General features: G+C 65.0%; 23 protein-coding genes. 9 read left to right on the top strand and 14 right to left on the bottom strand.

All coding sequences use genetic code 11. From position 1 onward, the window contains the following. Positions 1-556: 556 nt before the first annotated feature. Both CHB99_RS14695 and CHB99_RS14690 read left to right on the top strand, forming a co-directional pair. A complete protein-coding gene (locus tag CHB99_RS14695) occupies positions 557-1921 on the top strand; it encodes a glutamine synthetase family protein (RefSeq protein WP_042126530.1) in 1365 nt (454 codons plus the stop codon). A 32-nt stretch (positions 1922-1953) separates the two neighbouring features. After that, on the top strand, positions 1954-3261 hold the full coding sequence (locus CHB99_RS14690; RefSeq protein ID WP_042126532.1) for an NAD(P)/FAD-dependent oxidoreductase: 1308 nt from the start codon (positions 1954-1956) through the stop codon (positions 3259-3261). A gap of 177 nt (positions 3262-3438) precedes the next feature. On the opposite strand, the gene fadD1 is transcribed toward CHB99_RS14690, so the two are convergent. Both fadD1 and fadD2 read right to left on the bottom strand, forming a co-directional pair. Next, positions 3439-5136 (bottom strand): long-chain-fatty-acid--CoA ligase FadD1, encoded by a 1698-nt coding sequence (gene fadD1 / locus CHB99_RS14685; RefSeq protein ID WP_042126533.1) that lies wholly within the window; start codon positions 5134-5136, stop codon positions 3439-3441. 291 nt (positions 5137-5427) lie between these two features. After that, entirely contained in the window at positions 5428-7116 is a 1689-nt protein-coding gene (gene fadD2, locus CHB99_RS14680) for a long-chain-fatty-acid--CoA ligase FadD2 (RefSeq protein WP_042126536.1), read from the bottom strand. Between the two features lie 201 nt (positions 7117-7317). On the opposite strand from fadD2, the gene CHB99_RS14675 reads away from it, so the two are divergent. Beyond that, a complete protein-coding gene (locus tag CHB99_RS14675) occupies positions 7318-8262 on the top strand; it encodes an alpha/beta hydrolase (protein WP_042126538.1) in 945 nt (314 codons plus the stop codon). 37 nt (positions 8263-8299) lie between these two features. After that, positions 8300-8770: a MaoC family dehydratase gene (locus tag CHB99_RS14670; RefSeq protein WP_042126540.1), complete on the top strand. Its 471-nt coding sequence runs from the start codon at positions 8300-8302 to the stop codon at positions 8768-8770. 6 nt (positions 8771-8776) lie between these two features. Here CHB99_RS14670 and CHB99_RS14665 read toward each other — a convergent pair whose 3' ends face one another. The 5 genes from CHB99_RS14665 to CHB99_RS14645 form a co-directional block, all read right to left on the bottom strand. Beyond that, positions 8777-10012, bottom strand: a complete 1236-nt coding sequence (locus CHB99_RS14665; RefSeq protein ID WP_042126542.1) for an RNA polymerase sigma factor — start codon at positions 10010-10012, stop codon at positions 8777-8779. Then, the gene (locus CHB99_RS14660) at positions 10012-10503 is read right to left on the bottom strand and encodes an SRPBCC family protein (RefSeq protein WP_042126544.1); all 492 of its coding nucleotides are present in this window, start codon (positions 10501-10503) and stop codon (positions 10012-10014) included. The genes CHB99_RS14665 and CHB99_RS14660 overlap by 1 nt, the downstream gene beginning before the upstream one ends. 18 nt (positions 10504-10521) lie before the next feature. Next, positions 10522-10866, bottom strand: a complete 345-nt coding sequence (locus CHB99_RS14655; RefSeq protein WP_042126546.1) for a YciI family protein — start codon at positions 10864-10866, stop codon at positions 10522-10524. Positions 10867-10908: 42 nt separating this feature from the next. After that, a complete protein-coding gene (locus CHB99_RS14650; protein WP_042126548.1) occupies positions 10909-11334 on the bottom strand; it encodes a YybH family protein in 426 nt (141 codons plus the stop codon). Between the two features lie 107 nt (positions 11335-11441). After that, positions 11442-11930, bottom strand: coding sequence for a GyrI-like domain-containing protein (locus CHB99_RS14645; protein ID WP_245655625.1), 489 nt, complete (start codon positions 11928-11930; stop codon positions 11442-11444). 114 nt (positions 11931-12044) lie between these two features. Between CHB99_RS14645 and CHB99_RS14640 the strand changes: the two genes are divergently transcribed. Continuing rightward, positions 12045-12851 (top strand): AraC family transcriptional regulator, encoded by an 807-nt coding sequence (locus tag CHB99_RS14640; protein WP_052419485.1) that lies wholly within the window; start codon positions 12045-12047, stop codon positions 12849-12851. Here CHB99_RS14640 and CHB99_RS14635 read toward each other — a convergent pair. From CHB99_RS14635 to CHB99_RS14620, 4 genes are all read right to left on the bottom strand, one after another. Further along, the gene (locus tag CHB99_RS14635) at positions 12829-13473 is read right to left on the bottom strand and encodes a LysE family translocator (RefSeq protein ID WP_042126551.1); all 645 of its coding nucleotides are present in this window, start codon (positions 13471-13473) and stop codon (positions 12829-12831) included. The genes CHB99_RS14640 and CHB99_RS14635 overlap by 23 nt on opposite strands. An 82-nt stretch (positions 13474-13555) precedes the next feature. Next, positions 13556-13888, bottom strand: coding sequence for a type II toxin-antitoxin system HicB family antitoxin (locus CHB99_RS14630; RefSeq protein ID WP_042126553.1), 333 nt, complete (start codon positions 13886-13888; stop codon positions 13556-13558). Continuing rightward, positions 13885-14139 carry a type II toxin-antitoxin system HicA family toxin gene (locus CHB99_RS14625; RefSeq protein ID WP_084702814.1) on the bottom strand — a complete coding sequence of 85 codons (255 nt, stop codon included), beginning with the start codon at positions 14137-14139 and terminating at the stop codon, positions 13885-13887. The genes CHB99_RS14630 and CHB99_RS14625 overlap by 4 nt, the downstream gene beginning before the upstream one ends. Positions 14140-14196: 57 nt before the next feature. Next, positions 14197-15153 (bottom strand): threonine dehydratase, encoded by a 957-nt coding sequence (locus CHB99_RS14620; RefSeq protein ID WP_042126555.1) that lies wholly within the window; start codon positions 15151-15153, stop codon positions 14197-14199. A gap of 90 nt (positions 15154-15243) precedes the next feature. Between CHB99_RS14620 and CHB99_RS14615 the strand changes: the two genes are divergently transcribed. From CHB99_RS14615 to ada, 3 genes are all read left to right on the top strand, one after another. Beyond that, entirely contained in the window at positions 15244-16608 is a 1365-nt protein-coding gene (locus CHB99_RS14615; protein ID WP_042126557.1) for an aminotransferase-like domain-containing protein, read from the top strand. A 50-nt stretch (positions 16609-16658) separates the two neighbouring features. Next, complete coding sequence (locus tag CHB99_RS14610; RefSeq protein WP_042126560.1) at positions 16659-17285, top strand: DNA-3-methyladenine glycosylase family protein; 627 nt, start codon at positions 16659-16661, stop codon at positions 17283-17285. A gap of 120 nt (positions 17286-17405) precedes the next feature. Continuing rightward, the gene (gene ada, locus CHB99_RS14605) at positions 17406-18467 is read left to right on the top strand and encodes a bifunctional DNA-binding transcriptional regulator/O6-methylguanine-DNA methyltransferase Ada (RefSeq protein WP_042126562.1); all 1062 of its coding nucleotides are present in this window, start codon (positions 17406-17408) and stop codon (positions 18465-18467) included. Between the two features lie 58 nt (positions 18468-18525). On the opposite strand, the gene CHB99_RS14600 is transcribed toward ada, so the two are convergent. Continuing rightward, positions 18526-18780: a DUF2790 domain-containing protein gene (locus CHB99_RS14600; RefSeq protein ID WP_042126564.1), complete on the bottom strand. Its 255-nt coding sequence runs from the start codon at positions 18778-18780 to the stop codon at positions 18526-18528. Between the two features lie 274 nt (positions 18781-19054). Here CHB99_RS14600 and CHB99_RS14595 point away from each other — a divergent pair, with 274 nt between their 5' ends. Continuing rightward, positions 19055-19516 carry a GNAT family N-acetyltransferase gene (locus CHB99_RS14595; RefSeq protein WP_245655626.1) on the top strand — a complete coding sequence of 154 codons (462 nt, stop codon included), beginning with the start codon at positions 19055-19057 and terminating at the stop codon, positions 19514-19516. Here the strand turns inward: CHB99_RS14595 and def are convergent. Together def and CHB99_RS14585 are read right to left on the bottom strand one after the other, a co-directional pair. Further along, positions 19468-20007, bottom strand: coding sequence for a peptide deformylase (gene def, locus CHB99_RS14590; protein WP_042126567.1), 540 nt, complete (start codon positions 20005-20007; stop codon positions 19468-19470). The genes CHB99_RS14595 and def overlap by 49 nt on opposite strands. Further along, entirely contained in the window at positions 19997-20971 is a 975-nt protein-coding gene (locus CHB99_RS14585) for a YihY/virulence factor BrkB family protein (RefSeq protein WP_042126568.1), read from the bottom strand. Before CHB99_RS14585 ends, def begins: the two co-directional genes overlap by 11 nt. Between the last annotated feature and the right edge of the window lie 62 nt (positions 20972-21033).

Raw genomic sequence — 21033 nt, 5'->3', positions numbered from 1 at the left:
GCGCAGGTTAGCCGGCGATTGTCGCAGATTTGCCGGGGCTCGGCACGATTCCCCGGGCATGGCTGGCCACAAACCCGTAGGAGCGTGGCTTGTCGTGTGACGAACCACCGCGAAGGACCGCGCAGCGGTCCCAGATGGCACTGATGTCAGGGACCGTTGCACGGTCCTTCGCGGGCAAGCCACGCTCCTACGGGGTTTTAGGCAGAGATCGCCCTGGATTGTTTAGCAGAACCTTGCCTGAAGTTACACAAACGCCAATTTAATAACCCTTAGCCAGCATGGGAGTATCAAGGAATGATTTTGCCCACCGCTGTGTCCCATCCGTGCCAGGCCCTTTCGTTCCCGAAGGTGCGGGCTCGCCGTGGGGAAAACCCGCTGATCCACGTGATCCTCGCCTTCTGGGCCCTGTGGCATTGCCGTCACGCACGCCCACCAGATTCCGTTCTCGCCTGACCGACCCCACTGCCGGCGCCCGTGCGCCGGCCATTCCGTCGATTGCCGCCGCGCCCCGAGGCGCGGACGGTCTGCGCGCCCGCGTGGCGCAAGCGAGAACACCATGCACTTTGCCCCCATCGAGCAAGCCCGCGAATTCCTGGCCGCCAACCCCGATATCGAGATGATCGAGCTGTTCATCCTCGACGCCAACGGCGTGCCCCGCGGCAAGCTGCTGCACCGCGAGGAACTGCTGGCGGTCTACGAAAGCGGCCGGCCGCTGCCCAGCACCATCCTCGGCCTGACCCTGCACGGCGAGGATGTGGAAAACTCCGGGCTGGTCTGGGACGTCGGCGATATCGACTGTCGCGCCTATCCGCTGGAAGGCAGCCTGGTGCGCCTGCCCTGGCGCAGGATCCCCACCGCGGCGGTGCAGGTCAGCATGCACCCGAGTGCGGGTCTGCCCGCCGCGGTCGCCGATCCGCGGCATGTCCTGCTGCGAGTGATCGAGGCGCTCAAGGCCGACGGCTACCACCCGGTGATGGCCTGCGAGCTGGAGTTCTACCTGCTCGACCAGCAGCGCGATGGCCAGGGCCGACCGCAGCCGGCGCTGGATGCCGACGGCGGGCGACCGCGAAGCACGCAGGTCTATGGCCTGCGTGAACTGGAACAGATCGAACCCTTCCTCGCCGACCTCTACGCCGCCTGCAAGGCCCAAGGCATCCCGGCGCGCACGGCGATTTCCGAATACGCCCCGGGCCAGGTGGAAATCACCCTGGAGCACGGCGACGCGCTGCTGGCGATGGACCAGGCGGTGCGCTACAAGCGCATCGTCAAGGGCGTGGCGCACCAGCACGGCATGCAGGCCTGCTTCATGGCCAAGCCCTTCGATCACCTGGCCGGCACCGGCATGCACCTGCATGTGAGCCTGGCCGATGCCGACGGCAACAACCTGTTCGCCAGCGAAGACCCGGCCGGCACGCCGCTGCTGCGCCAGGCAGTGGGCGGGATGCTCGCCGCCCTGCTCGACTCGCTGCTGCTGTTCTGCCCCAACGCCAACTCCTACCGCCGCTTCCAGGCCAACAGCTACGCGCCACTGGCGCCGACCTGGGGCATCGACAACCGCACCGTGAGCCTGCGCGTGCCCGGCGGCCCGGCCCCGACCCGACATATCGAGCACCGCATCTGCGGCGCCGACGCCAACCCGTACCTGGCCGCCGCCGCCCTGCTCGGCGCGGTCCATCATGGTCTGCGCCAGCAACTCGACCCGGGTGCGCCGGTGGAAGGCAACGGCTACGCCCAGGCCACCGAACTGCTGCCCACCGACTGGCTCAGCTCGCTGCAAGCCCTGGAGCGCTCGGCCTGGGCCCGCGACACCTTCGGCGCCGACTTCCTCGGCGTCTACCTCGCGGTCAAGCGCGCCGAATACCGTCAGTTCATGGCCGAAGTCGGCGAACAGGACTGGCGCTGGTACCTGACCCAGGCCTGAACCGCTTTTCACTTTCGCCAAGGATTCGCCTCATGAACGCAGCTTTGAACACTGGCACCGCCCAGCGCGCCGCCTCCTATTACAGCGCCAGCCTCAACGACCAGACCCAGTACCCGACCCTGCAAGGCACGGTGGAGGTCGATGTGGCGATCATCGGTGGCGGCTTCACCGGTGTCGCCAGCGCGGTGGAACTGGCCGAGCGTGGCCTCAAGGTGGCCATCGTCGAAACCAACCGCATCGGCTGGGGCGCCAGCGGGCGCAACGGCGGCCAGGTCACCGGCAGCCTGTCCGGCGACGAGGCCATGCGCAAACAGATGCGCGCCCGCCTCGGCGATGACGTCGACGATTTCATCTGGCACCTGCGCTTTCGCGGGCACGACATCATTCAGCAGCGGGTGGCGCGCTACGGCATCGACTGCGACCTCAAGCGCGGCCACCTGCATGCGGCGATGAAGCCGTCGCACATGGCCGAGCTGGAGGGTTTCGCCACCGAGGCAATGCTGCGCGGCATGGGCGACCAGGTCGAGCTGCTCGACCGCGAGGGCGTGCGGCGCCACCTGGACTCGCCGCTGTACCTCGGCGCGCTGAAGAACCAGCGCAACCTGCACCTGCATCCGCTCAACCTGTGCCTGGGCGAAGCCCGCGCGGCCCATGGCCTGGGCGCGCTGATCTTCGAAAACTCGCAGGTCCTGGAGATCATCCACGGCCCGCGTCCGGCGGTGGTCACCGCGCAAGGGCGGATCGAGGCGAAGCAGGTGATGCTGGCCGGCGACGTCTATCACAAGCTCGAACCGGGTCAGCTCAAGGGCAAGATCTTCCCGGCCATGGGCGGCATCGTCACCACCGCGCCGCTGGGCGACCTGGCCCGCCAGCTCAACCCGCACGACCTGGCTGTATACGACTGCCGCTTCGTCCTCGACTACTACCGCATGACCGCCGATGGCCGCCTGCTGTTCGGTGGCGGCGCCAACTATTCGGGACGTGACTCACGGGATATCGCCGGCGAACTGCGGCCGTGCATCGAGCGCACCTTCCCGGCGCTCAAAGGCGTGCCGATCGAGTTCCAATGGAGTTGCGCCATGGGCATCGTGGTCAATCGCATTCCGCAACTGGGCAAGCTGTCGGAGAACGTCTGGTACTGCCAGGGCTATTCCGGGCACGGCATCGCCACCAGCCACATCATGGGCGAGATCATGGCCGAGGCGATCACCGGTACGCTGGAGCAATTCGATACCTTCGCCGGCTGCTCGCACATTCGCGTGCCGATGGGGGATCTGCTGGGGAATCCGCTGTTGGCGGCGGGGATGTGGTACTACCAGATGCTCGAGAAACTGCGCTGACGTGCACGCAATCCCCCCGTAGGAGCGTGGCTTGCCCGCGAAAGGACCGCACAGCGGTCCCCGATGACATCTCAATGGGACCGCTGTGCGGTCCTTTCGCGGGCAAGCCACGCTCCTACAGGCGGAAGTACGCGCGCATTGAAAAGGGCCGCATGTGCGGCCCTTTCGGCAGGAAGATCAGGCGATCTTCTTGAGTCCCAGCTTCTTCAACTCTTCATCCCGCAGCTCGCGCCGCAGGATCTTGCCGACGTTGGTCGTCGGCAGCGCATCGCGGAACTCGACGTAACGCGGCACCTTGTAGCCAGTGACGTTGGCACGCATGTGCTCCATCACCTGCTCGCGGGTCAGGGTCACGCCCGGCCTGGCGACGATGAACATCTTGATCACCTCGCCCGACTTCTCGTCCGGCACGCCGATCGCCGCGCACTGCAGCACACCCGGCAGGGCCGCGAGCACGTCTTCCAGCTCGTTGGGGTACACGTTGAAGCCGGAGACCAGGATCATGTCCTTCTTGCGGTCGACGATACGCATGTAGCCGTCGGCCTGGATCAGCGCGATATCGCCGGTCTTCAACCAGCCTTCGCCGTCGAGGATCTCGTCAGTGGCATCGGGACGCTCCCAGTACCCTTTCATCACCTGCGGGCCCTTGATGCACAGCTCGCCGACTTCACCCAGCGGCAGTTCGTTGCCGGCGTCGTCGATGATCTTGCACAGGGTCGAAGGCACCGGAATGCCGATGGTGCCGATCTGGTTGCGCTCGGCCGGGTTGACCGCCGCCACCGGGCTGGTCTCGGTCATGCCGTAGCCTTCGCAGATGGCGCAACCGGTGACATCCTTCCAGCGCTCGGCCACCGACATCTGCAGGGCCATGCCCCCGGACAGGGTGAGCTTCATCCCGGAGAAGTCGAGGCGGCGGAAGTCCTCGTTGTTGCACAGGGCGACGAACAGGGTGTTGAGACCGACGAAGCCGCTGAACTTCCACTTCGACAGTTCCTTGACCATCGCCGGCAGGTCGCGCGGGTTGCTGATCAGGATGTTGTGGTTGCCGATCAGCATCATCGCCATGCAATGGAAGGTGAAGGCGTAGATGTGATACAGCGGCAGCGGGGTGATCAGGATCTCGCAGCCCTGGTTGAGGTTGGAGCCCATCAACGCCCGGCACTGCAGCATGTTGGACACCAGGTTGCGGTGGGTCAGCATCGCGCCCTTGGCCACACCGGTGGTGCCGCCGGTGTACTGCAGCACGGCGACTTCGTCGCTGGCCGGCGAGGCTTCCCTGACCGGCTTGCCGCGCCCCTTGGCCAGCGCGTCGTTGAAGCTCACCGCGGTCGGCAGGTTGTAGGCCGGGACCATCTTCTTCACGTACTTGATCACGCTGTTGACCAGCAGACGCTTGAGCGGCGGCAGCAGGTCGGCGACTTCGGTGACCACGATGTGCTTGACCGACGTCTTCGGTACGACCTTCTCGGCCAGGTGCGCCATGTTCGCCAGGCACACCAGCGCCTTGGCACCGGAGTCGTTGAATTGATGTTCCATTTCCCGCGCCGTGTAGAGCGGGTTGGTATTGACCACGATCAGGCCGGCACGCATGGCGCCGAAGACCGCGACGGGATATTGCAGAACGTTCGGCAGTTGAACGGCGATGCGATCTCCGGGTTGCAGGTCGGTATGCTGCTGCAGGTACGCAGCGAAAGCACCGGACAACTCGTACAGCTCGCCATAAGTCAGGGTCTTGCCCAGATTGCTGAATGCCGGTTTATCGGCGAAACGCTGGCAGGACTGCTTCAATACCGCCTGGATATTCGGGTACTCGTCCGGGTTGATCTGCGAAACGACCCCGGCTGGGTACTTATCCTTCCAAAAGTTTTCAATCATGGAAGCCCACTCCTCCAGCAACAGCGAATTCACCGCGTCGATGCGATTATTATTGATATTTGATGTCAGTTTATTGCAAACCGAGTGATCAGAAGCGCGCCGAGAGTAACAGCTTTGATTTGTGTCGCCTAGAGCTAAGGTAGCCCAACTGGTCATTAAAATGACTCATTATGTTGCTACGGTCATTTTTAGAGTTAATAGTCTAATGGCTTTGTTCGGCGCCATGAAAAAGCCGCGAGAAGCGCCTTTTTCAAGGCTCTAACTCGCGGCTTTCGGCTTGGCTCAGGGGGCTTATGCAGGTTCTCTCAACTCGCGCCGCAGGATCTTCCCGACCGGTGTCATCGGCAGCGAATCGCGCAGGACGATGTGCTTGGGTACCTTGTAGCCGGTGAAGTTGGCCTTGCAGTAGGCCTTCAGTTCTTCCAGGGTCACACCGCCCTCGCGGGCCACGACGAAGAGCTTCACTGCCTCGCCGGAACGCTCGTCCGGCACGCCGATGGCGGCGCAGGCGGCGACTTTCGGGTGGGCCATGACCACGTCCTCGATCTCGTTCGGGTACACGTTGAAGCCCGAGACGATGATCATGTCTTTCTTGCGATCGACGATGCGGGTGAAACCGTCCGGATCGATCACCGCGATATCGCCGGTCCTGAACCAGCCGTCGCCATCGAACGCCTCGGCGGTCGCGTCCGGACGCTGCCAATAGCCTTTCATCACCTGCGGGCCCTTGATGCACAGCTCGCCGCGCTCGCCCAGGGGCATTTCGTTGCCCTCGTCATCGGTGACCTTGAACGCCGTGCCCGCCACCGGAATCCCCACGGTACCGAGGCGCGCCAGCTCGCCATAGGGGTTGGTGCTGGCCACCGGCGAGGTTTCGGTGAGGCCGTAGCCCTCGACGATGCGACAGCCGGTGAGCTGCTCCCAGCGCTCGGCGGTGGCCTTGACCAGCGCAGTGCCGCCGGAGTTGGTGACCTTCAGCGCGGAGAAATCCAGGTCCTTGAAGCCGGGGTTGTCCATCAGTGCGACGAACAGGGTGTTGAGCCCCAGCAGCGCGGAGAAGCGCCACTTCTTCAATTCCTTGACGAAGCCCGGGATATCTCGCGGATTGGTGATCAGGACGTTGTGGTTGCCGGTCACCATCATGCACATGCAATTCGCCGTGAAGGCATAGATGTGGTACAGCGGCAGCGGCGCGATCATCACTTCCTGGCCGTCCTTGAGCAGCTTCTGCCCATCCGCGCCGAGCTGGGAGAAGCAGGCCAGGACCTGGAGCATGTTGGCCACCAGGTTGCCGTGGGTGAGCATGGCGCCCTTGGCCACCCCGGTGGTGCCGCCGGTGTACTGCAGCACGGCGATATCGTCGTGCGCGGACTGCACCGGCTTCAACGCATGACCCTTGCCCTGGCGCAGCACCTGCCTGAACGGCAGCGCCTGCGGCAGGCTGTAGGCGGGGACCATCTTCTTCACCCTGGCGACGATGGTGTTGACCAGCCAGCCCTTGGCCGGCGGCAGCATGTCGCCCATCTTCGCCTCGATGAGGAAGTCGATGCCGGTGTCCGGCAGTACCTCCTGGACCAGCTTGCCGAACATGTTCAGGTAGACCAGGGCACGGGCGCCGGAGTCCTTGAACTGGTGGCGCATTTCCCGCGCGGTGTACAGCGGATTGGTGTTGACCACGATCAGCCCGGCACGCAGCGCGCCGAACACGGCGATGGGATACTGCAGGACGTTGGGCATCTGCACGGCGATACGCTCGCCCGGCTTGAGGTCGGTGTACTGCTGCAGGTAGGCGGCGAAGGCCGCGGAGTAGCGATCCAGTTCGGCGTAGGTCAGGGTCACACCCAGGTTGCTGAAGGCCGGTCGGTCGGCGAACTTCTTGCAAGAACGTTCGAATACTTCGATCACCGACTTATAGCTGCTCATGTCGATCTGTGAAGGTACGCCAGCAGGGCGTTTGTCGTTCCAGAAATCGGCGTGCATTTATTATTGTCCTCAGTCCTGAGCCTTTTCGGGGCCGCATTGCTGCTTGCAAAACGGCATTCAGCGGACGTTAGCACCTCTGTGGCAGGTGGCAAATATGCCAAGCGTTGTCATTGATTGTGTGAATACTGGGTCTCCGCACCTTGCAACTCATCAAGCGGCTATACACTCAACGGCATCCCACGGTCTGGAAAACCGCCCATGCTCTACGACGCTTTCTGGCTGCCGGCCAGCAACCATTGCAGCCTGTATGTCCACCAGTGGCTGCCGTCTACACCGGTGCGCGCGGTGGTATTGCTGGCCCACGGCATGGCCGAGCATGCCGGTCGCTATCAGCGCTTCGGCGAGGCCCTGAGCAGTGCCGGCTTCGCCCTCTATGCCCACGACCAGCGCGGTCACGGACGCACCGCCGAGCTGGGTACCCTTGGCCTGTTCGCCCGCGAGAACGGCTGGAACAGCGTGGTCAACGATCTCGGCCTGCTCAACCAGCACATCGGCCAGCAGCATCCCGGCGTGCCGGTATTGCTTTTCGGTCACAGCATGGGCAGCTACATCGCCCAGGCCTATCTGCTGCACCACAGCGCCAGCCTGCAGGGTGCGGTGCTCAGCGGCTCGAACTTCCAGCCGCCAGCGCTGTACCGCGCGGCGCGGCAGATCGCCCGTCTGGAAAGCTGGCGCCAGGGCCCGCTGGGGCGCAGCGCCCTGATCGAGTGGCTGTCCTTCGGCTCGTTCAACAAGGCCTTCAAGCCAAACCGCAGCGCCTTCGACTGGCTCAGCCGCGACCCCGACGAGGTGGACAAGTACGTGCAGGACCCGCTGTGCGGCTTCCGCTGCTGCAACCGCCTGTGGATCGACCTGCTCGCCGGCCTCGAACAGATCAGCCGCACCAGCAACCTGGCGCAGATCGATCCGAACCTGCCGATCCTGGTGATTGGCGGTGAATGTGATCCGGTCAGTGCCGGCAAGCGTCTGAAGGATCTGACCGGTGCCCTGCGCCTGTCCGGGAACCAGCACGTGGAACTGCGACTCTATCCGCAGGCCCGCCACGAGCTGCTCAACGAAACCAACCGTGACGAGGTCACCACGCAGGTGATCGACTGGCTCGAACGGACCCTGGCCCTTGGCCGGCCCGTGCGCAGCGAGTGATACTGCCTCCCCGTCGCACCCAGAAGGAATCTCCTGAATGACCCAGGTCACCAACACGCCTTACGAATCCCTCGAAGTCGGCCAGACCGCCAGCTTCAGCAAGACCGTCGAAGAACGTGACATCCAGCTGTTCGCCGCGATGTCCGGTGACCACAACCCGGTGCACCTGGATGCCGAGTTCGCCGCGAAGAGCATGTTCAAGGAGCGCATCGCCCACGGCATGTTCAGCGGTGCGCTGATCAGCGCCGCGGTAGCCTGCGAGCTGCCCGGCCCCGGGACCATCTACCTGGGCCAGCAGATGAGTTTCCAGAAAGCGGTGAAGATCGGCGACACCCTCACCGTGCGCCTGGAAATCCTCGAAAAGCTGCCGAAGTTCCGCGTGCGCATCGCCACCCGGGTGTTCAACCAGAACGAAGAACTGGTGGTCGACGGCGAAGCCGAGATCCTCGCCCCGCGCAAGCAGCAGACCGTCGAGCTGGTCAGCCCGCCACCGATCACCGTCGGCTGATCCGCCTCACAGCCCTTGCAAGCGGCGCTCGATGAAGCGCCGCTCGGGCTCCTGCCGGGTCAGGTCGAGGGCGACGCGATACGCCTCGCGGGCCTGACCGTGGTGTCCCATCTGGCGATACAGCTCGGCCCGCGCGCAATGCGCTGGCTGGTAGTCGCGCAGGTCGCCGCGATGCAGAATCGCTTCCACCACCGCCAGCCCGGCCTGCGGCCCGTCCCGCTGCGCCAGGGCGGCGGCCCGGTTGAGTTCGATCACCGGTGAAGGCCAGCCGCGCAGCAACACATCATAGAGCCCGACGATCTGCACCCAGTCAGTCTGCGCCGTGCTCGCCGCCTCGGCATGCACCGCGGCGATCGCCGCCTGCAGGCTGTAGGGACCGAAGCGCCGGCTGCGCAACGCCTGCTCCACCAGGGCGCAGCCTTCAGCGATCAGGGCCTGGTCCCACAGTGCGCGATCCTGCTGTTCGAGCAGGATCAACTCGCCCGGCAGCGCGCTGCGTGCCCGCGAGCGTGACGCCTGCAACAGCATCAGCGCCAGCAGGCCGAGCACTTCCGGATCGGGCAGCAGCTCGCGCAACAGCCGCCCCAGGCGGATCGCCTCGGTGCACAGGTCGTCGCGCACCACACTGTCGCCGGATGACGCCGAATAGCCTTCGTTGAACACCAGGTAGATCACCCGCAGCACACTGTCCAGACGCTCCGGCAACTCGGCGAGGGCCGGCACCTGGTAGGGAATCCGCGCATCGCGGATCTTGGCCTTGGCGCGGACGATGCGCTGGGCGATGGTCGCCGGCGTCTGCAGGAAGGCCTTGGCGATTTCCTCGGTGGTCAGGTCGCAGACTTCGCGCAGGGTCAGCGGCACCTGGGCATCCGCCGCCAGCGCCGGGTGGCAGCAGGTGAAGATCAGGCGCAGGCGGTCGTCCTCCAGGTCGTCCACGTTCATGTCCTGCGCCTCCAGATCCTCCAAGGCCTGGCGCAAGACCTCGGGCGAGCGCTCGAAACGGGCCCGTCGACGCAGGCTGTCGATGGCCTTGAAGCGCCCGGTGGACACCAGCCAGGCCCGCGGGCTCGCGGGAATGCCGTCGCATTGCCAGCGCTCCACGGCGATGAAGAAGGCTTCATGCATCGCCTCCTCGGCCAGATCGAAATCGCCCAGCAAACGGATCAGGGTCGCGAGAATCCGTCGCGACTCCTCGCGATAGACCGCCTCGACCGCCGCGCGGACTGCCTGCGCCTCGACCATCAGTCGTCCAGCGGTCCGCTCACCAGCTCCACCAGACGGTCGAGACTTTCGCCCCAGCCGCGGTGGAAGCCCATCTCCTCATGGGCCTGGCGATCGCTGGCGCTCCAGTGCCAGGCGCGGGCGGTGTAGAGGGTCTTGCCATGGATATCGTCGAGGGTGATGACCACGGTCATGAAAGCCTTGGCCGATGGCACCCAGCCAGGGCCGAAGGCGTCGGTGAAGACGATCCGCTCCGGCGCGACGATATCGAGAAACACCCCCTGGTTCGGGTACTCGCTGCCGTCCGCGGCACGCAGCACGGTGCGGAACAGGCCGCCGACCCACAACTGCATCTCGCACAACGGCGTGGTCATGCCGTGCGGACCCCACCAGCGACTGAGCAGTTGCGGATCGGTCCAGGCACGAAACACCCGGGTGCGCGGCGCGTCGATCAGACGACTCAGCGACAGTTCATGCAGCACCTCTCCCTGGCCGGGTTGTTGAGGATGCATTGGTCTTGTTCTCCTCGTTCAGGGTTGCAGCTCGCGCACCGGCCGGACCTCGACGCTGCCCACCCGCGCCGCGGGAATGCCGCGGGCGATGTTCAGCGCCTCGTTGAGATCGCGTGCCTCCACCAGGTAGAAGCCGGCCAGTTGCTCCTTGGTTTCGGCGAAGGGGCCATCGGTCAGGCTCATCTGGCCGCCCCGCACCCGCACCGTGGTGGCGGTCCGCACCGGCTTGAGCGCCTCGGCGGCGAGCATGCGCCCGCTGTCGAGGATCGACGCCGCGTAGGCCATGCATTCGGCATCCGCGGGGCTCTCGGGCAGACCGTGCAACAGGGTTTCATCACAGTAGACCAGACACAGGTATTTCATGATGTTCTCCGACGCGGGGTGAGGGTCGATCGATGACTGGCGTCAGGGCTTGAGGTCGAACAGGGCTTTCTGGGTTTCCATGTCGAAGGGCGCCGACCAGTGTTCGTGGATGACCTGCCAGGCGCCACCACGACGCCGGTAACCCACGCTGACGCGCATGTAGCCGCACTGGCTTTCGTCGTCCGCCGGGCCGCAGCGATTGAGCCAGTGCGCCAGGGCCAGGTCGCCATCGGCGTGCACGGTCAGTTGCGCCACCTCGAAGACCATCGGCCCGGTGCAGAAACCCATGCACATTTCCCAGTGCGCGCGGTAGGCGGCCTTGCCCTTGAACTGCAGGGACTTGATCGCATCGAAGGCGACGATGTCGTCGGCATAGGGGGCGACGATGGCGTCCAGATCGCGGTCTTGCACCGACTGGATCCAGCGCTCGACCAGTTGACGGATTTCGTGTTCGGCTGCGGTATTCATCGCTACGCCCTCCGGGGCTTCGTCAGGTTTCGGCGTCAGAACATTCCGGCGCCGTCACTCACTGGTCGAACGGGAGGGGCGGCAATCGACAGCCCGCCTGAAAAAAATCAGCGGGGCTCCAGGGGAATCCAGATTTCCACCGTGCCACTGGCCGACTCGGGGTCGAAGGCCTCGCCATAGCGCTCGAATTCGGGCGCGTCGGCCGCGCGTTCACCGGACTGCGGGAGCCATTGTTTCCAGATCTTTTCAAAGGTGTGACCGAGGCCGTTGACCTTGCCGTGGTGCTCGAACACCGCATAGCGCTGCGGGGCCAGGGTGTGCCAGGTAAATCCCTGGGGCAGTGCGTCGGGATTGCGTACTTCGACCCCGGCGATGTAGAGAAACCCGCCCTTGCCGTCGAAGTTGCAGCAGACCCCATAGCTGTCGCAGCCAATCTGCCCGGGCACCTTGCCGATGTGTGCGGCGAAACGCTGCCAGAGTGCAGGAATGCCTTTGTTGGTCTGCAGGGTGTAATGCTCGCCGAAACCGGCGATGGTGAATGACCGTCCATTCTCGATTCTTGCCGGAGCGAATCCGGTGTCCATTTGGGTCGACATATCCGTGCCTCACAAGGTCTGGTCAAAAAAGCTGGCGGGGCGGCATTTTCGGTTGCCGCGCCTGCTGGCACTCGGCTAGCGTAGCCGCGTTGCACACTTCGGGGAATCTGCCAGATGGCATTAGTCAGTCAGGCGTTACGGACTTGTGGACTGGTCGAATCTTCCTGGGTTGAGGCCAGTGACGCCGCGCGCTTCGAGCGCCACACTCACGACGAGTACGTCCTGGGCGCGAACCTGCGGGGAAACGAGCGGATCTGGCTGGATGGCGAGACTCTCGACGTGCCTCCCGGGGCCATCACCCTGTACAACCCGCTGGCGGTCCAGGCCTCGGAGTTCGGCCCGGGCGGCGTGGAGTACATCAGCCTGCACCTGGCCCCGGACGCGCTGCGGCGGATCGCTCGGGAAAACAACCTGAAGCAGGTGGACGGCCTGCCGAGCTTCGCCCAGGGCGTATCGCACGATGCCGGGCTGTACCGCGCCATCATCGACTTCGCCCGCAGCCCTGATGGACAGCCTGCGGATCAGGAGGAAGCGCTGCTGATCCTGCTGGCCCGGCTGCTCGAACAACCCACCGCGCCGCTGCCCGAACGAACCTACGCGGTGCGCCAGGCGATCCAGTGCATGCGCGACACCGCGCAGGGCCGGCTGGAACTGGAAGAGCTGGCGGCGGTGGCGGGCCTAAGCAAGTACCACTTCGTGCGCTGCTTCAAGAAGGCCACCGGACTGGCGCCGTTGCAGTACCACATGCAGGTGCGCCTGAGCGAGGCGCGCCGCCGCCTGCGCCTCGGCGAGCATCCCGCGGAAGTGGCGGATGCCCTCGGCTTCTATGACCAGAGCCACTTCATCAACGCCTTCCGCCGGGTCATGGGCATCACGCCCAAGCACTACTGGCTGGCGTTCAGAGGGCCGGGGCGAGGATGAATTCGCGGTAACCGGAGACGATCACGTAGACCGCGAAGTAGCAGAAGATCCCCGCCGAAGCCAGGTACGACCAGATCAGCAGACGATCCCCGAGCAGTCGCCCGCCATGGCTGGCGACACCGCACAGGGTCAGGCACCAGAGCACTCCGGCACAGAAGAACCCGCCGAGGAACAGCCCCGCCTCCAACGGGCCGCCAGCGCCGGAACGGGAAATCAGCACCCCGCCCACCGCGGCGAACCAGAGGATCGCGCTGGGCGAGGACATGGCCAGCACGATCCCGCGGACAAACTCGCGCCAGGGCGACTCGCGCACCACCTGCACCGCGGTGTCCAGATGCGCATCGCCGCGCAGCGCCGCCAGCAGCATCTTCACCGCGAACCACACCAGCAGCAGCGAGCCGCCGATCCACAGGGTCCAGCGCACCGCCTCGAACTGCAGCAGCACGGTCATCCCGGCCAGCGCCGCGAGGGCGTAGATCAGGTCGCCGACGCAGGTGCCCAGGCCCAGCCACATGCCCTGCCAGAAGCCGCGCTGCATGGCCAGGGTGATCATGGCGATATTGGCAATGCCGATATCCAGGCACAGGGACAGGCTGAGAAGAAATCCGTTGGAGAAAGGCATGAAGGGATCCGCTACCGACTACGAAAAAGGCAGCCGGTATTGAAGCGGATCAGGCAGGAAATGTATTGGAAGAAATTGCGGATCAGGCCAAGGCAGCCTGCTCGAAAACCTCATCGGCCCATTGGTTGAGACTCTTGCCCTGCTTTTGCGCGGCAATGGTCGCAGCCGCATGGACCTCCGGGCGAATCCGCAGCATCACCTTGCCGGACGCCGGCTTGTCCGGCGTCACACCGCGCTCGATGCAATCGGCGAGATAGTCTTCCAGCGCGCCCCTGAATGCCTCGTGCAGTTCACTGACGGAACTCGCGTGGAAACTGATGATGTCGCGCACACCCAGCACCCGCCCCACGAAAATATCGTCGCGGGCATCGTACTCGACCCGCGCCGAATAGCCTTTGTAACTCATGTTGCTCATGCCTGAACTCCTGCCCGCAGAAGAAACTCCCGTGCTTCTTCGACCTGATAACGCCTGGCCTCCTTGCCCGGATGTGGCCGGTGGCAGCGCCATTGATGCTGCCCCAGCACAAGCTTGACCCGCGAACCTTCACGCTCATGCACCGAGCCGCCCAGATGGACGATCAGGGCTTCGATATCGGCGAACACCAGTGAAGTACTGGTGGGTAGCCTGAAGATGGCTTCGAGAGTCTTGCGATGTCGATTCTGCATCGGAAAATGCTATCAAATTAAGATAGCACTTTTTCCCTGAAGTTCATTCAAGACTTTTCAATCCCCCGCCAGCACCCGCGCATACCCCTGCCGATCGATGTTCGCCCCACTCAACACCACCGCCACCTTCTTCCCGCGCTGCCGCTCGCGCTCCTGGCACAGCGCGGCCAGGCCGGCGGCGCCGGCGCCTTCGGCCGTGTTGTGGGTGTCCTCGTGATAGATGCGCATGGCCTCGGCAATCTCGGCATCCGTCACCCGGACGATACGCGCCGCCCCCTGGCGAATGATCTCGAACGCCTCCGCCACCGGCATGCGGCAGGCCATGCCGTCGGCGAAGGTATTGGCAGTCGCGGTGGTGACGATACGGCCCTGCTCGAAGCTCTGCGCGTAGGCATCCGCTTCACTGGACACCACACCGATGATCTCGGTATCCAGCCCCAGCAGGTCGCGGGTCCGGATCAAGCCGCAGATACCCGAGCCCATGCCGATCGGCACGTACACCGCATCCAGCCGCGCCACGGCCTCGAACAGTTCCAGCGCGTAGGTCGCCACACCACGAATCAGGTCCGGGTGAAACGGCGGCACGCTTTCATAGCCATGCACTTCGGCCAGTCGCGCGGCCTCGGCCCGCGCCAGATCGAAGTCGGCACCGTGCTCCACCAGCTCGGCGCCAAGGGCGCGCATCGCCGCGTTCTTTTCCCGGGAATTGCCTTCGGGCACGACGATGATGATCGGCACCCCGGCCTTGCCTGCCGCCAGGGCCATGCTCTGCCCGTGATTGCCCCGGGTCGCGGTGACCAGGCCACGCGTCTGCGGTGCCCGGGCCAGCAGCGACTGCACATAGAGCAAGCCGCCACGCACCTTGAAGGCGCCGGTGGGCGCATGGTTCTCGTGCTTGACCCAGACCTCGCAACCCAGTCGCTCGGCCAGGCGCGGCCAGGCGTACTGCGCAGTGGCGGGGACCTCGGCACGGACCAGACGGGACGCTTCGCGCAGGGCAGGCAGATCGAACATGGAACACCTCGGATCGGATGGAGTTGACCCGATCCTGGCTGCCGCGCATTGTATGGGTCAAACCTTATATTGCATGGCCAACAATAAAACATGTGGACCCCCACCCTCACCGATGACGGCCAACCGCGCTACCTCGCCCTGGTCGATGCCATCGCCCGCGCCATCGAAACCGGCGAACTCAAGGTCGGCGAACGCCTGCCACCACAGCGTCGCCTGGCCTGGACCCTGGGCCTGAATCCGAGCACCACGCAGCAGGCCTACCGCGAGGCGGCGGCGCGGCATCTGGTGTCCGGCGAGGTCGGGCGCGGCACCTACGTGCTGGCCGGCAGCAAGGAAGCCACGCTGTTCCGCCTCAAACAGCGCGACGACGGCAGCGCCAGCATCGATCTGTCGACCAACGTGCCGGTGGTGGACGAGCACAGCCAGGACCTCGAACAGGCACTGCGCGCAGTGCTTCAACAGGGTGCCGGCCATGCGCTGGAACACTATCTCGGCGCCGAACAGTTGCTGCTCGGCCGCCTGCACGGCGCCAGCTGGCTGAATCGACGCAGCCTGGCGCTCAACGCCGCCCAGGTGCTGCTCTGCGGGGGCGCGCAGCAGGGGTTGTTCAGCGTACTGCTGTCGTTCTGTCAGCCCGGCGAAGCGGTGATGGTCGAAGCGTTGACCGCGCCCGGCATCAAGGCCGCCTGCCGCCAGTTGCGCCTGCCGCTGCACGGCATCGCCATGGACCGCGAAGGCATCCTCCCCGACGATCTCGACCGCGTGGCCCGGGCCAGCGGCGCGCGGGTGGTGGTCCTGACCCCGGCGTTGCACAACCCCACCGGGGCGCGCATGGGCGAACAGCGGCGGCGTGCCGTCGCCGCCGTGGTCGAGCGCCTGGACCTGCTGCTGGTGGAGGACGATGTCTATGGCGCCCTTGGCGACGAGCCACCGCTGCTGCCGTTGCTCGGCCCGCGCGGCTTGCTGGTCAGCAGCCTGTCGAAGACCGTCTGCGCCGGCCTGCGCCTGGGCTGGATCGCCGGCGACGCGAGCCTGCTGGGACGCATCGATCCGCATGCCCAGGCCACTCACTGGCAGATTGCACCGTTGATGCTGGACATCGCCTGCCGCTGGATCGACGACGGTACCGCCGCGCGCAAACTGGCCTGGCAGCGCGAGGAAGTCATGCAGCGCTGGCGCCTGGCGCAACGCCTGCTGGGGCCGGCGCTGGCCCATCAGGAGCGGCCATCGCCGCATATCTGGCTCGGCGGCCCCCGCCCCGGCGACGTGTTGGCCGCAGCCTGCCGCGCCAAGGGTGTCGAGGTGGTGCCGGCGCAGGTGTTCGCGGTGAAGCAGGGGCAACTGCCGGCGCTGCGCATCAGCTTGACCGCAGCGCGCAGCCGGGCCGAACTGAAGCAGGCACTGGAGCGGGTCGCCACGGTGCTCGGCGAATTCACGGCGCAGGATCCGGAGTGACAAGCCTCCCAGCCCGCCTACACTCCAGCAGCTTTGCGGAACGGATAGCCATGAACGAACGCGACCACTTCTACACCCGGGCCACGGATCACCTGCGCCAGCAGAGTGCGCTGTGGGCCGCGCATATCGATGCCATCGGTGCGTGCCTGCATGTGCCGTTGCCGACCCGCGATCCCTACCAGGCACTGGTGCGGGCCATCGCTTACCAGCAATTGCATGCCAGGGCCGCCGAGGCGATTCTCGGGCGCTTTCTCGCGTTGTATCCCGGGCAGGACTTTCCGTCCCCCGAACAACTGCTGGCGACCACCCCGGAGCAACTGCGCGCCTGCGGCTTCTCCGGGCGCAAGATCAGCACCGTGCAGGCCGTGGCGCAGGGACGGCTGGACGGGCTGGTGCCGGATCATGCCGAGGCCCGCAACATGGATCATGAGGCGCTGATCGAACGCCTGACCCGCCTGCCCGGCGTGGGTCGCTGGACCGTGGAGATGCTGCTGATCTACACCCTGGAGCAGATGGACATCCTGCCGGTGGACGACTTCGGCGTGCGCGAGGGGTATCGCCGGCTGCATGGCCTGGAGGCGCAGCCGACGCCGAGGCAGTTGAGGGAGCTGGGTCTGGCATGGAGTCCGTACCGGACGGTGGCGGCCTGGTATCTGTGGCGGGTCCCGGCGAAGTGAATTCGAAAGCAAGAGGCGGAGTTTTCGGATGGCAAGGAATTCCTAGAATCCCTCCATACCGCTCAAGGACTGTGTCGGCCCTGCCTGATGGGCGCAAACAAAGGCTATCGGAGACTCCCCATGCGTCGCAGTACACCCGTCATCACCGAATCCGACCCACGCTGGCAAGCCCTGCTGGCCCGTGACGCCTCCGCCGACGGCACCTTCGTCTACGGCGTGCGCACCACCGGCGTGTATTGCCCGCCATCGAGCCCCGCGCGCCGCCCGCGGATCGAGAACGTCGAGTTCTTCGACACCCCGGCCGACGCCGAAGCCGCCGGCTATCGTCCCAGCCGGCGACGTGGCGGCGACCAGAACACACTGGCGCGCCAGCACGCCGCCCAGGTCACCCGCGCCTGCAAGCTGATCGAAAGCGCCGAGGTCGAGCCGAGCCTGAGCCAGTTGGCCGAGCAGGTGAACATGAGCCCCTACCACTTCCATCGGGTGTTCAAGCGCGCCACCGGCCTGACCCCCAAGGCCTACGCCAGCGCCCACCGCGCGCGCAAGCTGCGCAACCAGTTGCAGCGCGCCGACTCGATCACCGAAGCGATGTACGAGGCCGGCTTCAACTCCAACAGCCGCTTCTACGAATCGAGCAACGCCCGTCTCGGCATGACACCGGGCACCTGGCGCGACGGCGGCGCCAACACCGATATTCACTTCGCCATCGCGCAGTGCTCGCTGGGCGCGATCCTGATTGCGCAAAGCGCCAGGGGCATCTGCGCGATCCTTCTGGGCGACGATCCGCAGGCGCTGCTGCAGGACCTGCAGGACAAGTTCCCCAAGGCCAATCTCATCGGTGCGGACGCGCGATTCGAGCAACTGGTGGCACAGGTGGTGGGCTTCGTCGAGGCGCCGGCCATCGGCCTCGACCTGCCCCTGGACCTGCGCGGCACGGCCTTCCAGGAACGGGTCTGGCAGGCGCTGCGGGAGATTCCGGTGGGCAGCACCGCCAGCTATGCGCAAATCGCCGAACGTATCGGCGCCCCGAAAGCGGTACGCGCGGTAGCCCAGGCCTGCGGCGCCAACAGCCTCGCGGTGGCGATCCCCTGCCACCGGGTGGTGCGCAGCGATGGCAATCTCTCCGGCTACCGCTGGGGCGTGGAACGCAAACAGCAACTTCTCGAACGGGAAAGACAATGAACAGGCAATAAAAAGCCCCCGTGAAGACGGGGGCTTTTTATTGCCTTACTTACAACTTTCAGCCCTGGCTGCAACCATCACCCATGACCCGGTATTCGAGGGTATGACGCTGGCCTTGATGATCTTCATAGACCATGGTGGCCGGCACGACTTCACAGACATTCGCAACTTTCGACAGGCTGATGACCTTGGCGATATCCAGATCAGTGCCGTAGCTGTATTGCTCGGGCGCCGGCTGCTGGGCACTGGCGGCCTGGTCAGCGAGGGCGAACGAAGACACGGCAAGTAATGCAACTGCAACTAATGCTTTCATGATGTGTGGGCCTTTAAAGCAATCAAACCAACAGATTGACTTCATATGCCAAGTGGCGCGGAGAAGTTGTTATTCCAACACTGGAGATAACACGAAGTACCGATCCCATCAGGTGGTGTTTAGTGGGGATGCGCTCAGTTTACTGATCTGCTAACTTCGTTGAATCATCACGCCTGACATTCACTGTTACCGATTCAGCAACAATCCAGGCTGATCCTTACCCGTCCGAACAGCATTCAGTCCGCGCCAAATGCCCGCCCCAGAGCCTCCATCCGTGCCCAACCCCGTACCGATCCAGTGCAGCCCGCTGACCGCCAGCGAACGCCCGCTGTTGAACAAGTTCTATAAAAGCCAGTCCTCGCCCATGCGTGGTAGCGACAGCGGCGTGGCCTGGGTCGCGCGTGCGGGAGCGATCGTCGCGGCGCTGAACCTCAGTCCGGTGCCGGGCGGGCATTGGTTGACCGGTTTGCTGGTGGCCCAGGACTGGCGGCGGCGACAGGTGGCGCGACGCCTGATCGAACGGGCCAGCCAGGACGCCACGGGTTGCATCTGGCTGTTCTGTCATCCGGATCTGCAAACTTTCTATGAAAAGCTGGGCTATGCCGTCAGCGAAGACCTGCCCGCCGTGCTCGCCGAGCGCCTGGCCCGCTACCGGCGCAGCAAGCCCCTGCTGGCGATGGCGCGGCATCAGTCGTCGGCGGCGGGATCGAGTCCGGGGAACAGCACCTCGGTGTAGCCGAAGCGGCTGAAGTCGTGGATGCGCGACGGGTACAGGCGCCCGATCAGGTGATCGCACTCGTGCTGCACCACCCGGGCGTGAAAACCGTCGGCGGTGCGGCGAATCGGCTGCCCCTGCGGGTCCACGCCCTCGTAGAAGATGCTCTTGTAGCGACTGACCACCCCGCGCAGGCCCGGCACGGACAGGCAGCCTTCCCAGCCCTCCTCCAGTTCGCTACCGATCGGGGTGATGACCGGGTTGAGCAGGATGGTCTGTGGCACCGGCTCGGCGTCCGGGTAACGCTCGCTGCGCTCGAAACCGAAGATCACCAGTTGCAGGTCGACCCCGATCTGCGGCGCGGCCAGGCCGACCCCACCGACATGGCGCATGGTTTCGAACATGTCGTCGATCAGTTGCCGCAGTTCGGCACTGCCAAGCAGGTGCTCAGGGACCGGCGGGGCGATGCGCAACAGGCGCTCGTCGCCCATTTTCAGGATTTCACGAATCATGGGAGGTTCGGCTCACGGGTTCGGGTCCGGCGGCCGGGGCGTGATCGCGGCCCAGCCCGGAGTGGCGATTTGTAGCACGATCCGGCGCTCCGTCGCCGGGTTGTTTTTCCCCGGGACGCTTGCCTTCCGCGGACAGGTGCTCGATCGCCGCATTCATTTCCGCGCCGAGCAGCAACACCGCGGCGGAAATGTAGAAGTACAGGAGCAGGACGATGATCGCGCCGATACTGCCGTACATGGCGTTGTAGTCGGCGAAGGTCTTCACGTAGTAGCCGAAACCCAGCGAGGCGATGATCCAGACCACCACCGCCAGCACCGAGCCGGGGGTGATGAAGCGGAACTCCTGCTTGACGTCGGGCATGACGTAGTAGATCAGCGCCACCGCCACCATCATCAGCGCCACGATGGCCGGCCAGCGCGCCACGGTCCACACGGTGACGATGAATTCCTCCATGCCCACCTGCGAGGCCACCCAGCCCATCACCTGCGGGCCGAGCACCATCAGCGCGGCGGCGGCCAGGAGCATGCCGGCGATACCGACGGTGTAGAAGATCGACAGCGGAATGCGCTTCCACAGCGGACGCCCCTCGACCACGTCGTAGGCGGCGTTCATCGCGCTCATCATCAGGCGCACGCCGGCCGAGGCGGTCCATAGGGCGATGACGATACCCACCGAGAGCAGTCCGCCCTTGGATTGCTGGAGCTGGTCGATCACCGGGTTGACCTGCTCCAGTGCCTGCGGCGGCAGGACCAGTTCCGACTGCAGACGCAACCAGGAGAAGAAGTCCGGCAAGTGCAGGAAACCGATCAGGGCGATCAGGAACAGCAGGAACGGAAACAGCGAAAAGAGCATCTGGTAAGCCAGTGCCGAGGCGTAGGTGGACATCTCGTCATCGAGGAATTCCTTGACGGTGTGCACCAGCACGCGATGTACCGGTACACCGCGCAGATGGGTGAATCTCATTGGCGTCTCCTTGCGCTGCCTGAAGCTCGTATTCCCGGGTCACCCCGGGAAGCGTTACAAAA

The organism is Pseudomonas japonica, assembly GCF_900188455.1.
Taxonomy (GTDB): Bacteria; Pseudomonadota; Gammaproteobacteria; order Pseudomonadales; family Pseudomonadaceae; genus Aquipseudomonas; species Aquipseudomonas japonica.
This window is presented reverse-complemented; position numbering and strand designations above follow the sequence as displayed.

What these genes read in the sequence shown, in the direction of transcription:
- CHB99_RS14630 (WP_042126553.1), bottom strand. Translation starts at nt 13,888, where the DNA reads ATGAGCAACATGAGTTACAAAGGCTATTCGGCGCGGGTCGAGTACGAT.
- CHB99_RS14615 (WP_042126557.1), top strand. Translation starts at nt 15,244, where the DNA reads ATGTGGACCCCCACCCTCACCGATGACGGCCAACCGCGCTACCTCGCC.
- CHB99_RS14620 (WP_042126555.1), bottom strand. Translation starts at nt 15,153, where the DNA reads ATGTTCGATCTGCCTGCCCTGCGCGAAGCGTCCCGTCTGGTCCGTGCC.
- CHB99_RS14600 (WP_042126564.1), bottom strand. Translation starts at nt 18,780, where the DNA reads ATGAAAGCATTAGTTGCAGTTGCATTACTTGCCGTGTCTTCGTTCGCC.
- CHB99_RS14625 (WP_084702814.1), bottom strand. Translation starts at nt 14,139, where the DNA reads ATGCAGAATCGACATCGCAAGACTCTCGAAGCCATCTTCAGGCTACCC.
- CHB99_RS14665 (WP_042126542.1), bottom strand. Translation starts at nt 10,012, where the DNA reads ATGGTCGAGGCGCAGGCAGTCCGCGCGGCGGTCGAGGCGGTCTATCGC.
- CHB99_RS14695 (WP_042126530.1), top strand. Translation starts at nt 557, where the DNA reads ATGCACTTTGCCCCCATCGAGCAAGCCCGCGAATTCCTGGCCGCCAAC.
- CHB99_RS14660 (WP_042126544.1), bottom strand. Translation starts at nt 10,503, where the DNA reads ATGCATCCTCAACAACCCGGCCAGGGAGAGGTGCTGCATGAACTGTCG.
- CHB99_RS14585 (WP_042126568.1), bottom strand. Translation starts at nt 20,971, where the DNA reads ATGAGATTCACCCATCTGCGCGGTGTACCGGTACATCGCGTGCTGGTG.
- CHB99_RS14670 (WP_042126540.1), top strand. Translation starts at nt 8,300, where the DNA reads ATGACCCAGGTCACCAACACGCCTTACGAATCCCTCGAAGTCGGCCAG.
- fadD1 (WP_042126533.1), bottom strand. Translation starts at nt 5,136, where the DNA reads ATGATTGAAAACTTTTGGAAGGATAAGTACCCAGCCGGGGTCGTTTCG.
- CHB99_RS14635 (WP_042126551.1), bottom strand. Translation starts at nt 13,473, where the DNA reads ATGCCTTTCTCCAACGGATTTCTTCTCAGCCTGTCCCTGTGCCTGGAT.
- CHB99_RS14655 (WP_042126546.1), bottom strand. Translation starts at nt 10,866, where the DNA reads ATGAAATACCTGTGTCTGGTCTACTGTGATGAAACCCTGTTGCACGGT.
- CHB99_RS14610 (WP_042126560.1), top strand. Translation starts at nt 16,659, where the DNA reads ATGAACGAACGCGACCACTTCTACACCCGGGCCACGGATCACCTGCGC.
- fadD2 (WP_042126536.1), bottom strand. Translation starts at nt 7,116, where the DNA reads ATGCACGCCGATTTCTGGAACGACAAACGCCCTGCTGGCGTACCTTCA.
- CHB99_RS14675 (WP_042126538.1), top strand. Translation starts at nt 7,318, where the DNA reads ATGCTCTACGACGCTTTCTGGCTGCCGGCCAGCAACCATTGCAGCCTG.
- CHB99_RS14690 (WP_042126532.1), top strand. Translation starts at nt 1,954, where the DNA reads ATGAACGCAGCTTTGAACACTGGCACCGCCCAGCGCGCCGCCTCCTAT.
- CHB99_RS14650 (WP_042126548.1), bottom strand. Translation starts at nt 11,334, where the DNA reads ATGAATACCGCAGCCGAACACGAAATCCGTCAACTGGTCGAGCGCTGG.
- CHB99_RS14640 (WP_052419485.1), top strand. Translation starts at nt 12,045, where the DNA reads ATGGCATTAGTCAGTCAGGCGTTACGGACTTGTGGACTGGTCGAATCT.
- def (WP_042126567.1), bottom strand. Translation starts at nt 20,007, where the DNA reads ATGATTCGTGAAATCCTGAAAATGGGCGACGAGCGCCTGTTGCGCATC.
- CHB99_RS14645 (WP_245655625.1), bottom strand. Translation starts at nt 11,930, where the DNA reads ATGTCGACCCAAATGGACACCGGATTCGCTCCGGCAAGAATCGAGAAT.
- ada (WP_042126562.1), top strand. Translation starts at nt 17,406, where the DNA reads ATGCGTCGCAGTACACCCGTCATCACCGAATCCGACCCACGCTGGCAA.